The 12,392-nt window shown below is 53.2% G+C and carries 14 protein-coding genes; 7 read left to right on the top strand and 7 right to left on the bottom strand.

What is annotated here, in order from left to right:
* Positions 1-22 precede the first annotated feature (22 nt).
* From minE to minC, 3 genes are read right to left on the bottom strand one after another with little or no spacing between them, the layout of a single operon-like run.
* Positions 23-292 (bottom strand): cell division topological specificity factor MinE, encoded by a 270-nt coding sequence (gene minE / locus SD961_RS10735; protein ID WP_158784887.1) that lies wholly within the window; start codon positions 290-292, stop codon positions 23-25.
* Between the two features lie 3 nt (positions 293-295).
* Positions 296-1,108 carry a septum site-determining protein MinD gene (gene minD, locus SD961_RS10730; protein WP_318790357.1) on the bottom strand — a complete coding sequence of 271 codons (813 nt, stop codon included), beginning with the start codon at positions 1,106-1,108 and terminating at the stop codon, positions 296-298.
* Positions 1,109-1,150: 42 nt separating this feature from the next.
* Positions 1,151-1,843, bottom strand: a complete 693-nt coding sequence (gene minC / locus SD961_RS10725) for a septum site-determining protein MinC (RefSeq protein ID WP_318790356.1) — start codon at positions 1,841-1,843, stop codon at positions 1,151-1,153.
* A gap of 158 nt (positions 1,844-2,001) precedes the next feature.
* Between minC and SD961_RS10720 the strand changes: the two genes are divergently transcribed.
* The 4 genes from SD961_RS10720 to SD961_RS10705 all read left to right on the top strand — a co-directional run bounded on the left by SD961_RS10720 (position 2,002) and on the right by SD961_RS10705 (position 4,675).
* Entirely contained in the window at positions 2,002-2,268 is a 267-nt protein-coding gene (locus SD961_RS10720) for a YcgL domain-containing protein (protein WP_318790355.1), read from the top strand.
* 99 nt (positions 2,269-2,367) lie between these two features.
* On the top strand, positions 2,368-3,456 hold the full coding sequence (locus SD961_RS10715) for a lytic murein transglycosylase (RefSeq protein WP_318790354.1): 1,089 nt from the start codon (positions 2,368-2,370) through the stop codon (positions 3,454-3,456).
* A 54-nt stretch (positions 3,457-3,510) separates the two neighbouring features.
* Complete coding sequence (locus SD961_RS10710; RefSeq protein WP_318790353.1) at positions 3,511-4,170, top strand: fumarylacetoacetate hydrolase family protein; 660 nt, start codon at positions 3,511-3,513, stop codon at positions 4,168-4,170.
* A gap of 64 nt (positions 4,171-4,234) precedes the next feature.
* The gene (locus tag SD961_RS10705; RefSeq protein ID WP_318790352.1) at positions 4,235-4,675 is read left to right on the top strand and encodes a YcgN family cysteine cluster protein; all 441 of its coding nucleotides are present in this window, start codon (positions 4,235-4,237) and stop codon (positions 4,673-4,675) included.
* 66 nt (positions 4,676-4,741) lie between these two features.
* Here SD961_RS10705 and SD961_RS10700 read toward each other — a convergent pair whose 3' ends face one another.
* Together SD961_RS10700 and dsbB are read right to left on the bottom strand one after the other, a co-directional pair.
* Positions 4,742-4,927, bottom strand: coding sequence for a hypothetical protein (locus SD961_RS10700; protein ID WP_318790351.1), 186 nt, complete (start codon positions 4,925-4,927; stop codon positions 4,742-4,744).
* A gap of 119 nt (positions 4,928-5,046) precedes the next feature.
* The gene (gene dsbB, locus SD961_RS10695; RefSeq protein ID WP_318790350.1) at positions 5,047-5,577 is read right to left on the bottom strand and encodes a disulfide bond formation protein DsbB; all 531 of its coding nucleotides are present in this window, start codon (positions 5,575-5,577) and stop codon (positions 5,047-5,049) included.
* 310 nt (positions 5,578-5,887) lie between these two features.
* On the opposite strand from dsbB, the gene fadR reads away from it, so the two are divergent.
* Positions 5,888-6,607 (top strand): fatty acid metabolism transcriptional regulator FadR, encoded by a 720-nt coding sequence (gene fadR / locus SD961_RS10690; protein WP_318790349.1) that lies wholly within the window; start codon positions 5,888-5,890, stop codon positions 6,605-6,607.
* A gap of 49 nt (positions 6,608-6,656) precedes the next feature.
* Here the strand turns inward: fadR and SD961_RS10685 are convergent, their stop codons facing one another.
* Positions 6,657-8,192, bottom strand: coding sequence for a SpoVR family protein (locus SD961_RS10685; RefSeq protein ID WP_318790348.1), 1,536 nt, complete (start codon positions 8,190-8,192; stop codon positions 6,657-6,659).
* Between the two features lie 527 nt (positions 8,193-8,719).
* Here SD961_RS10685 and SD961_RS10680 point away from each other — a divergent pair.
* Positions 8,720-10,012, top strand: coding sequence for a D-amino acid dehydrogenase (locus tag SD961_RS10680; protein WP_318790347.1), 1,293 nt, complete (start codon positions 8,720-8,722; stop codon positions 10,010-10,012).
* A gap of 31 nt (positions 10,013-10,043) precedes the next feature.
* Positions 10,044-11,114: a catabolic alanine racemase DadX gene (gene dadX, locus SD961_RS10675; protein WP_318790346.1), complete on the top strand. Its 1,071-nt coding sequence runs from the start codon at positions 10,044-10,046 to the stop codon at positions 11,112-11,114.
* Here dadX and SD961_RS10670 read toward each other — a convergent pair.
* Entirely contained in the window at positions 11,107-12,306 is a 1,200-nt protein-coding gene (locus SD961_RS10670; RefSeq protein ID WP_318790345.1) for a multidrug effflux MFS transporter, read from the bottom strand. The genes dadX and SD961_RS10670 overlap by 8 nt on opposite strands.
* Positions 12,307-12,392 lie beyond the last annotated feature (86 nt).

Below are 12,392 nucleotides of genomic sequence, written 5' to 3'. Positions count from 1 at the left end.
GAAAATCAGGCGCAGGAGAGGATCATTTCGGCGCTTCTTCTGCCTCCGGGAGCGTAACGTTCAGCTCCAGAATTGAAATATCATCATCCTTTTGATCCAGCTTAACGCTCAGCATTTCCGGATCAATCTTCACATATTTGCAGATAACTTCCAGAATATCCCTTTTCAGCTGCGGCAGATAGTGGGGCTCACTGTCGCCCCTCCTGCGTTCTGCCACAATAATCTGCAGCCGTTCCTTGGCTATATTGGCTGTGCTCTTTTTACGGGATAAAAAGAAATCGAGTAAGGCCATGGTTTATCCCCCAAACAGGCGTTTCAGGAAGCCCTTCTTCTCTTCTTCAATGAAGCGGAAGGGGCGTTCTTCACCGAGAATTCGGTCGACGGTATCGGCGTAGGCTTTGCCCGCATCTGACTCGGCATCCAGGATCACCGGCTCACCCTGGTTTGACGCGCGCAGCACGGACTGATCTTCAGGAATAACGCCTGCCAACGGGATACGCAGAATTTCCAGCACATCTTCCATGCTCAGCATATCACCACGGTTAACGCGGCCTGGATTGTAGCGGGTCAGCAGCAGGTGCTCTTTAATAGGTTCCTGTCCGTTTTCGGCCCGGCGGGATTTTGAAGAGAGGATGCCCAGGATGCGGTCAGAGTCACGTACTGAAGAGACTTCCGGGTTGGTAGTAATAATCGCTTCGTCAGCAAAATAGAGCGCCATCAGCGCACCCGTTTCAATACCAGCGGGTGAATCGCAGACAATGAAGTCGAACTCCATCTCGGTGAGGTCATTCAGAACTTTTTCCACCCCATCACGCGTCAGGGCATCTTTGTCGCGAGTTTGTGAAGCAGGCAGGATGAACAACTTTTCAGTGCGTTTATCTTTAATCAGCGCCTGATTCAGGGTGGCATCGCCCTGTATCACGTTAACAAAGTCGTAAACCACGCGACGTTCACAACCCATAATCAGATCGAGGTTACGCAAACCGATGTCGAAGTCGATAACCACGGTCTTTTTGCCCTTCTGGGCTAAACCGGTAGCGATGGCCGCGCTGGACGTGGTCTTGCCCACGCCTCCTTTACCCGATGTAACTACAATAATGCGTGCCATATAATAATTTCCTTAAGCAAAGAAAGGGCTCGTGAGCCTGGCTTAGTTCAATGTCTGTATAGTCAGGGCGCCATCGCTTAAGCAGAGGCGTGACGCTTTTCCAAAAAATTCAGCCGGGATTTGGTCCATTATCCAGTATTCACCGGCAATAGAGACCAACTCAGCTGACAAACTGGTACAAAAGATCTGGCACTCACGATCGCCACTGGCTCCTGCCAGCGCGCGTCCGCGCATCATGCCATAAATATGGATGTTGCCATCGGCGATAAGTTCAGCGCCGGCGCTGACGCTGCTGGTCACAATCAAATCACAGTTTTTGGCATAAATCTGTTGTCCGGACCGGACCGGGGCATTGATTACCCTTGTTTTAACGGCGGGAGTTTCAACTGGCTGGGCAGGTTCAACGACCTCAACGGTTTGTTTCTGCTCTTTGCCTTCCGACAACAACGGCAAACCTGCGCGGGTGATGATGCGCTTCAACGACTCGTCTTTGCAGCCGCTAACGCCAACAATGTGCAGGCCCGTGGAGACGATGGCCTGCTGCATGAGCCGCCAGTTTACTTCACCCGTGAGTGAAGCCATGTTCAAAACAACCGGGGCATTTTTCAGGAAGGCGGGAGCCTGATTGATTTTGTCCTGTAATGCCTGACGAACCACTTCTGGATCGGCATGATGAAGGTGCACAACAGACAGGGTAAAACTGCTGCCTTTTAACTCAATTGGCGTTTGTGACATCTGTCGCGGCTCAGTCCTGTTATTTCGTGTCCCAGCAAATTTATGTCGTTAAACGGACATTTAATCGGGTTGGGGCAATATTCCGAAGTTCTGCAAGCATGGTATAGTTACTGCTATATTCAGGCAAGTCACCATCCAGGTTAATTCGAGTAAAAAATATGTTTTGTGTGATCTACAGAAGCAGCAAGCGTGACCAGACTTATCTTTATGTCGAAAAAAAAGACGATTTCTCGCGCGTACCGGCTGAACTGCTGCAGGGCTTTGGTAAACCGCAGCTGGCGATGATGCTGCCGCTGGACGGCAGCAAAAAGCTGGCGAACGCTGATTTGTCTAAAGTAAAAGCGTCACTTGAAGAGCAGGGGTTTTATTTACAGGTCCCTCCGCCAATCGAAAGTCTGCTTAAGAGCCATCTGGACAAAGAGTAAAGAAGTTTAATTAGGAATCATCTGCAAAATATATCGCCGTCACGGCTGCAATCTTCCCGATTTTAATTGTGGCGGCACCAGCAAAAAAAGGATGCCCGCATGAAGCTTACATCCCTCAGTACTGTTATTTTTTCCCTGATTCTGGCTGGATGCGCCAGTAAAAATAGTGCTGCACCCGCCCCGGAAGCGCCTGTTCCCGCCCGGACTGCAACGCCTGCACCGGCGAAAGGGGGGTTCCTGCAGGCACCGACAAAAACCACCCTGGCAGCCCAGGGTCGTAATCCGGCTGAGTTCCCCGCTTATGTTGAGCAGCTAAAAGCGCAGGCTCGCCAGCAGGGAGTCGATCAGAGCACGCTGGAGAGCGCTTTTGCCAACGTTCATTTTGTGGATCATGTTATTAACTCAGATCGCAATCAGCTTGAACAAAAAGTGACGCTGAGTGACTACCTTTCCCGGGTGATGACGGAGAAGAAGATCCAGCAAGGGCGTGAGAGTTTACAGCGTTACCAGGCACAACTGATGCCGATTGCTCAGCGCTCTGGCGTGCAGCCGCAATATATCGTTGCGCTTTGGGCCATGGAGAGTAGCTTTGGTAAAATCCAGGGGCGTGAAGATGTGATCTCTGCGCTCGCCACGCTGGCCTTTGAGGGTCGCCGTGAAGCCTTCTTCACCAAAGAGCTCTTTGCTGCGCTGCAAATCATTCAGCAGCAGCATATCGCCGCAGATGAGATGAAAGGCTCCTGGGCTGGAGCAATGGGGCAAAACCAGTTTATGCCCAGTTCCTTTATGCGCTATGGCGCAGATGGCGACGGCGATGGCAAGATAGATATCTGGAACAGCGTGGACGACGTTTTTGCTTCCACCGCCAATTATCTGGCGAAAGAGGGCTGGAAACCGGGTGAAAGTTGGGGCAGGGAAGTGATCCTGCCGGTGGACTTTGTGCCGGAAATGGCCGGGCTGAAAGAGGGGCAGTCTAAAACCGTGGGGGAATGGGAAAAACTGGGTATTCGTCTGAACAGCGACCAGAATCTTCCTGATACCCATCAACGTGCCTGGATCGTTACGCCAGATGATATTCCTGGCCGGGTGTTCATGGTTTATGACAATTTCCGCACCATTATGCGCTGGAATCGATCCTATTATTTCGCTATCAGCATCGGCATGATGGCGGACGCGATTTCTCAATAACGGCAGGGTGGCCGCTACAGGGCCATCACACCTCAACATAAGCAGGGGAAAGGTATGTATCAGCATCATAACTGGCAGGGCGCGTTGTTGGATTATCCGGTGAGCAAAGTGGTCTGCGTGGGCAGCAACTATGCTAAGCATATTAAAGAGATGGGCAGCGCAACGCCTGCCGAGCCGGTGCTGTTTATCAAACCTGATACGGCGCTGTGCGATATTCGCCAGCCCCTGTCAATTCCTGAAGATTTTGGCGCCGTGCATCACGAAGTCGAACTGGCGGTGCTGATTGGCTCTACCCTTAAGAACGCTTCGGAAGAGCATGTAACCAAAGCCATTGCGGGTTACGGCATTGCGCTGGATCTTACGCTGCGCGATCTGCAGGCGAGCTTTAAGAAAGCGGGTCAGCCCTGGGAAAAAGCCAAAGGCTTTGACAACTCCTGTCCAATCTCTGGCTTTATTCCGGTCAGCGAGTTTGCTGCCGACCCACAGAACGTGGAGCTGAAGCTGATCGTCAACGGCGAAGTGCGTCAGCAGGGTAATACCGCCGAGATGATCCACAAAATCGTGCCGCTGATTGCATATATGAGCAAATTTTTCACTCTGCGCGCGGGCGATATTATCCTGACCGGCACGCCCGAAGGCGTTGGTCCCATGGCTTCTGGCGATACGCTTGAAGCCACGCTGGGTGACCGGGGTGTCTCTACCCGCGTGCTGTAAGACTTGCAACTGAAGCCCGAACTGTTTATAAGGTGCGGGCTTTTACTTAAACGGGACACCGAACATGACTGAGACCCCTTTCTGGCAGCGGAAAACGCTGGAACAAATGAGTGATGAGGAATGGGAATCCTTGTGTGACGGATGTGGCCAGTGCTGTCTCAACAAATTGCAGGACGCCGACACGGATGAAATCTACTTCACTAACGTGGCCTGCAACCAGCTCAATATCAAAACCTGCCAGTGCCGCAACTATGAGCGTCGCTTCGACTATGAAGAAGACTGCATTAAGCTGACGCGCGAGAATCTGCCGACTTTCTCCTGGCTGCCGCCAAGCTGTGCCTATCGGCTGCTGGCTGAAGGTAAAAACCTGCCGGTCTGGCATCCTCTGCGCAGCGGCTCAAAAGCGGCGATGCACGCAGAGCGTATCTCAGTTCGGCACATTGCCGTGCGGGAGAGCGAAGTGCGGGACTGGGAAGAGCACATTATTAACCGGCCTCATCGCTAAACAAAAAAGCCGCCTGCAAATCTGGCGGCTTTTTTTTGTCCAAAGCATACAGATCCTGCCAGTAAATCAGGGGGCGGTCTGCACTTGTCTGGCCTGTGGCTGACCCACAGGGTCACTTCCGCCGGGCGCGCCAGGCAATTGATGGCCACCTGGCGGTGCTGGTGGCGGTGAATGGATATCGTCTCGTGGAGCGCAGCCAGAAACAGTGGCTGCGCTACAGGCCAGCGCCAGCGCTAAAACAATATGTTTCATACCCCATCCTTCTGTTTTGTTAAGTAAATTCAGCATAGTAGCGCCTTACGTATCGATCAAATAATCGGGGCGGCTGCGAAAAGCCCGCTCAGTGCGGGCTTAAGGCGTAATAGTGCGCGTTAGCGTGAGAAGAGATCGCGGCGTTTGGGTTTAAACGGCTGTGCAATAAGTACCAGCAGGGCGACGATAAGAAAGGCGGCAAAAATCCCTGTCAGCCATTGCGGCATACTCAGCGTTAATAATGACCACTGCTTCTCGGCACAGTCTCCGGTCGCAACGAATACTGAGGGCAGCCATTTATCCAGGGGAAGCCAGCCAGGGAAGCGGGCGGCAAAATCACAGGTAACAAAGGGGTTTGGATGCAGCTGGATCATGGTATGTTCCCAGGAGAGCCGGACGCCTTCCCAGGCGCTGTAGATCCAGATCAGGATAGCAACCCAGCGCAGAGGCGTTTTAGGCGCGATGGCACCCACCAGGCCCGCGCCCATAATGCCAAACAGGGCACAACGTTCATAAATACACATTACGCAGGGTTTTAGCATCATGACGTGCTGAAAATAGAGTGCGACCATTTCCAGGGCAAAAGCCGTAAAGGCCAGCAGCAGCCAGGCACCGCGGCCGCGGGAACAGCTATTCAGATATCGCAACATAATCATTCCATGTGATGGGCGTGCAACCGGCAGTGTAAACTAAAAGCCCGGCCGTGCCAGCCACACCAGGAAAAATTTAAGACTGAAAATGACTTATGTTAAACAGCGGTGCAATAAAAGGGATTTATTGCCGGTTGAGAGGCAATCTCCATGGGAAGTGAAAAATAGCCAACCTGTAACGGCTGGGTCTTTTTTAAAATTATGCGGGACAGACGCCTTTTTCGGCGGCTGGCAGTCTAGGTCATTGCCGGGGCATCTGGTATGATGAGCTACATATTTGCACTCCTGAACGCAACGGAAACAGAACGCTATGGTCATTAAGGCGCAGAGCCCTGCGGGTTTCGCTGAAGAGTATATTATTGAAAGCATCTGGAACAGTCGCTTCCCGCCAGGGTCGATTCTGCCAGCGGAACGCGAGCTTTCTGAACTGATTGGTGTGACCCGTACTACCTTGCGTGAAGTCCTCCAGCGCCTTGCTCGTGACGGATGGTTAACCATTCAACATGGTAAGCCAACCCGCGTGAACAATTTCTGGGAAACGTCCGGTCTCAGCATTCTGGAAACGCTGGCCCGGTTAGATCATGACAGCGTCCCTCAGCTGATTGATAACCTGCTTGCCGTGCGCACTAACATCTCCTCTATCTTTATTCGCCGCGCTATCCGCACTTATCCGGAAAAAGCGAAAGAGGTGCTGGAAACGGCAAAGAATGTGGAAGATAAAGCGGAGGCGTACACCGACCTCGACTACAGCATTTTCCGCGGCCTGGCCTTTGCTTCCGGTAATCCTATTTACGGTTTGATCCTCAATGGCCTTAAAGGGCTTTATACCCGCGTGGGAAGACACTATTTCTCTAATCCTGAAGCACGCCAGCTGGCACGCGACTTTTATCAGCAGTTGATGACCATTTGTCAGAATGAGCAGTTTGATAAAATTGTTGATGCGGTTCGGGATTACGGACGGCGAAGTGGGGAAATCTGGCACGGCATGCAAAACAGTATGCCAACGGATTTACCGCCACAGCGTCGGTAAGCAGGCAAATAAAAGCCGGTTCAGCGTGAACCGGCTTTTTTATAACTGTTTACAGCGTGGAGGGACGCGGAGGGCAACGATCCAGCAACTCGGTGCTGCCATCTTCATTTTGCTGCTCAAGATGGACGTCAAAGCCCCACAGACGATGCACATGCTTCAGCACTTCCCTGCGGCTCTTGTCCAGCGGCGCGCGGCTGTGAGGCACATAGCGCAGCGTCAGCGAGCGATCTCCGCGCAGATCCACATCATAAACCTGAATATTGGGTTCCAGATTACTCAGATTATACTGTGCCGAAAGCTGCTGGCGGATGGCCCGATAACCCGCCTCATCGTGGATGGCGGCAATCTCCAGGAAGTTATTACGGTCATCGTCCATTACCGTAAACAGTCGGAAGTCGCGCATCACTTTGGGTGAGAGGAACTGGCTGATAAAACTCTCATCCTTAAATTCCCGCATGGCAAAATGCAGTGTTTCCAGCCAGTCGCTGCCTGCAATATCGGGGAACCAGTAGCGGTCTTCCTCCGTAGGCTCTTCACAAATGCGCTTGATGTCCTGGAACATGGCAAAACCGAGTGCATAAGGGTTGATGCCGTTGTACCACTGGCTGTTGTAAGGCGGCTGATAAACCACGTTGGTATGGCTGTGCAGGAACTCAAGCATAAAGCGCTCAGAGACTTTCCCTTCGTCATACAGATGATTCAGGATGGTGTAATGCCAGAAGGTAGCCCAGCCTTCGTTCATCACCTGCGTCTGCTTCTGCGGGTAAAAGTACTGGCTGACCTTACGCACAATACGCAAAATCTCACGCTGCCACGGCTCCAGCAGCGGCGCATTCTTCTCCATAAAATAGAGCAGGTTTTCCTGCGGCTCTGAAGGGTAATGCGCCTCCTGGGCCTGGGTGGTTTCTTTTTCACGTCGCGGCAAAGTACGCCACAACATGTTCACCTGACTTTGCAGATACTCTTCCCGACTCTGCTGGCGAGCCTTCTCTTCCTGCAGCGAGATTTTTTGCGGCCGTTTATAACGATCGACGCCGTAATTCATCAGTGCATGGCAGGAGTCGAGCAGCTTTTCCACCTCTTCCATACCGTAACGCTCTTCGCATTGGGTAATGTAATTACGGGCGAAAATCAGGTAATCGACGATAGAGCTGGCATCCGTCCAGCTGCGAAACAGGTAGTTATTCCTGAAGAAGGAGTTATGTCCGTAACAGGCGTGCGCCATCACCAGTGCCTGCATAGTGATGGTGTTCTCTTCCATCAGATAAGCAATACAGGGGTTGGAGTTGATCACAATTTCATACGCCAGACCCTGTTGACCATGCTTATAGCGCTGTTCCGTTTCGATAAATTTTTTACCGAAGGACCAGTGGGCATAATTAATAGGCATTCCGACGCTGGAATAGGCATCCATCATTTGTTCAGAGGTGATGACTTCAATTTGATGAGGGTAAGTTTCAAGCCGGTAGAGCTTGGCGACGCGGTCGATCTCTTTCAGATAATCATCAAGCAGATCGAAGGTCCAGTCAGGTCCATCACTGAGTCGTTTGCTGTCCTTAATGGGATCGTCAAAGATAGTCGTCATAGCGCACCCCTTTTTAAAAACCGGTTTTCGACGTTACAACACGTAGCGACAAAACATCCGTTTTTATCTCGACCTGTCGGTGCCATAGCTGACACAAAAACAAGCCTGGAATTAAAGCCAATATCTCAATGATAGTTCACTCTCTCCGATCGCTCAGATGAATACAATGGAAATCTTCGACAGAAAAAGTGAGCAGGTAGAAAAAAATAATCTTTACGTCACGCGAAATGTGAGCTGAACGCTATTTAACAGGATTATATTCTGTATATAAGAGAAAGTTATGAGCAAACCACTTTCTGCTGAGAAGGGTGAAAAATAGCAAGCCTGCAAATATATGCTGCTTTTTACCGCACGTTTTCAGAATTAAATTTCGAATATCGCATGGCATCCCTTTTTCATTACCCTTAAGAGTGAAAAAGATGTGAAATATGTCAGCGCGATGTTGCCTCTGGTGGTGCAGTGTTTTAAACCGGCACGGTCGCAATCAAGCAGTTTATTCCTCTTTTCGAAACGGCGGTGGGGCAGTTATGCGGATTGTCATTCTGGGTAGTGGTGTTGTAGGTGTGGCAAGCGCCTGGTATCTGGCGCAGGCCGGGCATGAGGTGACAGTAATCGATCGCCAGCCTGGCGTGGCGCTGGAAACCAGCGCAGCAAACGCCGGGCAGATTTCGCCAGGGTATGCAGCGCCCTGGGCGGCACCGGGCGTTCCTTTTAAGGCGATAAAATGGATGTTCCAGCGCCATGCCCCGCTGGCAATCCGTCCCGACGGCAGCCGCTTCCAGCTGGAGTGGATGTGGCAGATGCTACGCAACTGCGACATGCGCCACTACCAGCAAAACAAAAGTCGCATGGTCAGGATTGCCGAATACAGTCGCGACTGCCTGAAACTGCTGCGTCAGGAAACCGGCATTGCCTATGAAGGGCGGCAGGGCGGGACGCTGCAACTCTTCCGCACCAGCCAGCAGTTTGAAAGCGCGACCAAAGACATCTCCGTTCTGAAGGAGGCGGGTGTGCCTTATGAGTTGCTGGAAGCGGCCCGGCTGGCAGAAGCTGAGCCTGCGCTGGCTGCCACGCAACATCTACTCACCGGTGGGTTGCGGCTGCCAAACGATGAAACCGGTGACTGTCAGCTCTTTACTCAGCGCCTGGCTGAGAAAGCGGCTGGCGCTGGCGTTACCTTCCGCTTCGCTACGCCGGTGGATGCCTTGCTGCAGGAGGGCAACAAAATTGTGGGCGTGAAGTGTGGTGCAGAGACGGTCACCGCTGATGCGTTCGTGGTGGCGTTTGGCTCTTACTCCACCAGCCTGCTCAGGGATATCGTCAGCATTCCTGTCTATCCGCTGAAAGGATATTCGCTGACCATCCCGATTAAAAATGCCGCGGCTTCGCCCGTTTCTACCGTTCTGGATGAAACCTATAAAGTGGCAATTACCCGTTTTGATGACCGCATCCGTGTGGGTGGAATGGCGGAAATTGTGGGCTATAACACCAAGCTGCTGCCTGCACGCAGAGAGACGCTGGAGAAAGTGGTTGGCGATCTCTTTCCGCAGGGCGGCGATATCACGCAGGCCAGCTTCTGGACAGGGCTCCGCCCCATGACGCCTGACGGTACGCCGATTGTAGGGCGTACTCCGCTGAAAAATCTTTTTCTGAATACCGGTCACGGAACGCTCGGTTGGACGATGGCCTGCGGTTCCGGACAGCTACTTTCTGATATTATCTCGGGACGAATGCCAGCCATTGCCGCAGACGATCTGTCGGTAATGCGTTATTTGCCGGGATTTTACCCGAGTCTGGGCCCGCTACACGCGGCTCGTTAATCTCGTCCCGTATTGAGAATCAGGAGAAGTCATGTCTCGTCCGATTGTCGCCAGCATAGATACCAGCGCGTTGCGACAGAACCTGGCGATAGCTCGCCAGGCCGCACCTCATTCACGCCTCTGGTCAGTGGTCAAAGCCAATGCGTATGGTCACGGTATTGATCGGGTCTGGCAAAGCCTCGCCGACACGGATGGTTTTGCGCTGCTGAACCTGGAAGAGGCGATTCTGCTGCGTGAACAGGGATGGAAAAAGCCCATACTGCTGCTGGAAGGCTTCTTCCACGCCGATGAGCTGGCGATCCTCGATCGCTATCGCCTGACCACCAGCGTACACAGCAACTGGCAGATCCAGGCGCTGGCTAAGGCCAGACTCTCTGCGCCGCTGGATATTTATGTCAAGATGAACAGCGGTATGAACCGGCTGGGTTTTCAGCCGGAGCAGGTTCAGCAGGCCTGGCATAAACTGCGCGCTATTGCGAACGTGGGCGAGATGACGTTGATGGCTCATTTTGCTGAAGCTGAGAGCAGTGAAGGTATCGTTGAACCGCTAAAACGTATTGAGCAGGCCGCAGAAGGTCTGGCGTGCATGCGCTCCCTGGCCAATTCCGCCGCCACGCTCTGGCATCCGCAAACGCATTATCAGTGGGTGCGTCCTGGTATTATCCTTTATGGCGCATCGCCAGGCGGACGGTGGCAGGACATTGCGGGAAGCGGGCTGAAACCTGTTATGACGCTGAGCAGCGAGATTATCGGTGTACAGACGCTGAAAGCAGGGGATCGCGTAGGCTATGGCGCACGCTATCAGGCTGCCGGTGAACAGCGCATTGGCGTAGTGGCCTGTGGTTATGCAGATGGTTATCCGCGTCATGCCCCAACCGGTACGCCTGTCTGGGTGGATGGCGTGCTGACCCACACCGTGGGCGCGATCTCCATGGATATGATTACGGTAGATTTATCCCCTTGTCCGCAGGCAGGCATTGGCAGCCAGGTGGAGCTGTGGGGAAATAACATAAAAATTGATGATGTGGCCGCTGCTTCCGGCACCGTGGGCTATGAGCTGATGTGCGCCTTAGCTCCACGGGTACCGGTTAAAGTCAGTTAGTTTTCAGCGCGGTCAGCGTGCCGCGCACTTTTTTACTGTATCTCCACGCCAGCGCGGCGAGGATCGCGCCCAGCGCCATCATGGCGCTCAGCGCCAGCTTTTCGCTCAGCGGAAGCGCCATAGCCAGCAAGCCTGCGGATGATCCCCCAGCCATCTGAATAAAGCCCGCCAGCGCAGAGGCTACGCCCGCCTGCTGCTGATAAGGCTCTAACGCATAGCTGGTGGCCGGCCCCACGGTGAAAGCCAGCCCGGCAACAGAAATGGCCACCGGGAACATATAGAGTGCCCAGTTTGTCTGCATCTCTGTGGGAAATATCAGCATCCCGGCCCACATGGTCATTGCACCTGTCGCCATGGCCAGGCTGCCGAGCGCCAGGCAAATCGGCCTGCCCAGCTTGCGGATCATTTTATTCACCAGCACGCTTACCAACATGATCCAGAAACCGTTAGCCCCAAAAGCCACGGAAAACTGCAGGGCAGAAAGCTTGCCTTCTGTCATCAGCACCTGTGGCGCCAGAGAAACGTAGGTCAGGACCATCCCCATCGCGCCCGCGTTGGCAAAGGTAAACGCCAGAAAGCGCGGCTGCCGCAGAATTTGTGCATACTGGCGTAGCGGAAGACCTTTTACCGCAAGCGTACCCGCCGGCCGCGTTTCCGGCAGGAAACGCAGGATCAGCAAGCTAATCACCAACGCATAGCCAGTCAGGAACCAGAACGGCGCACGCCAGCCAAAGGCATCCGCCAGAAAGCCACCGAGCATGGGAGCCAGTGCAGGAACGATGTTCAGCGCGCCATTAAGGAAGCCATAAGCTTTTGCCGCGTCATCACCCTCAAGGCGATCCCGCACGCCGCTAAACGCCACCACTGCGGTACAGCAAACGGCACAGCCCTGAATGATTCGCGCGGTGAGGAACTGCGGCCAGCCGGTAGCGGTTGCAGCCAGAATACTGCCAATTATGTAGAGCAGCAGCCCGGCGAGGGCAATGGGCTTTCTGCCTAGATTATCAACCAGCGGACCGGCGACAATCTGACCCAATCCCATCACCAGCAAAAAGAGTGGGATAGTGGTCTGAATCGTGGTCACCGGCGTATTCAGGCCGGTGGCAATCTCAGGCAGAGTGGGCAGATAGAGATCAATGCCCAGCGGCGCCAGCAGCACCAGGCTGAGAAGAAGAAGGGTAAATTTTTGCATCGTGCGTGACGGCATCCGTTAAAAAGCAAGCCGCACAGGGTAGTGTCAACTGCGTGAAAAGAAAAGGGGAGAGCGAACAATTTTAA

It is taken from the genome of Erwinia sp. MMLR14_017 (assembly GCF_033657285.1).
Lineage (GTDB): Bacteria > Pseudomonadota > Gammaproteobacteria > Enterobacterales > Enterobacteriaceae > Erwinia.
This window is presented reverse-complemented; position numbering and strand designations above follow the sequence as displayed.

What these genes read in the sequence shown, in the direction of transcription:
- minE (WP_158784887.1), bottom strand. Translation starts at nt 292, where the DNA reads ATGGCCTTACTCGATTTCTTTTTATCCCGTAAAAAGAGCACAGCCAAT.
- minD (WP_318790357.1), bottom strand. Translation starts at nt 1,108, where the DNA reads ATGGCACGCATTATTGTAGTTACATCGGGTAAAGGAGGCGTGGGCAAG.
- minC (WP_318790356.1), bottom strand. Translation starts at nt 1,843, where the DNA reads ATGTCACAAACGCCAATTGAGTTAAAAGGCAGCAGTTTTACCCTGTCT.
- SD961_RS10720 (WP_318790355.1), top strand. Translation starts at nt 2,002, where the DNA reads ATGTTTTGTGTGATCTACAGAAGCAGCAAGCGTGACCAGACTTATCTT.
- SD961_RS10715 (WP_318790354.1), top strand. Translation starts at nt 2,368, where the DNA reads ATGAAGCTTACATCCCTCAGTACTGTTATTTTTTCCCTGATTCTGGCT.
- SD961_RS10710 (WP_318790353.1), top strand. Translation starts at nt 3,511, where the DNA reads ATGTATCAGCATCATAACTGGCAGGGCGCGTTGTTGGATTATCCGGTG.
- SD961_RS10705 (WP_318790352.1), top strand. Translation starts at nt 4,235, where the DNA reads ATGACTGAGACCCCTTTCTGGCAGCGGAAAACGCTGGAACAAATGAGT.
- SD961_RS10700 (WP_318790351.1), bottom strand. Translation starts at nt 4,927, where the DNA reads ATGAAACATATTGTTTTAGCGCTGGCGCTGGCCTGTAGCGCAGCCACT.
- dsbB (WP_318790350.1), bottom strand. Translation starts at nt 5,577, where the DNA reads ATGTTGCGATATCTGAATAGCTGTTCCCGCGGCCGCGGTGCCTGGCTG.
- fadR (WP_318790349.1), top strand. Translation starts at nt 5,888, where the DNA reads ATGGTCATTAAGGCGCAGAGCCCTGCGGGTTTCGCTGAAGAGTATATT.
- SD961_RS10685 (WP_318790348.1), bottom strand. Translation starts at nt 8,192, where the DNA reads ATGACGACTATCTTTGACGATCCCATTAAGGACAGCAAACGACTCAGT.
- SD961_RS10680 (WP_318790347.1), top strand. Translation starts at nt 8,720, where the DNA reads ATGCGGATTGTCATTCTGGGTAGTGGTGTTGTAGGTGTGGCAAGCGCC.
- dadX (WP_318790346.1), top strand. Translation starts at nt 10,044, where the DNA reads ATGTCTCGTCCGATTGTCGCCAGCATAGATACCAGCGCGTTGCGACAG.
- SD961_RS10670 (WP_318790345.1), bottom strand. Translation starts at nt 12,306, where the DNA reads ATGCAAAAATTTACCCTTCTTCTTCTCAGCCTGGTGCTGCTGGCGCCG.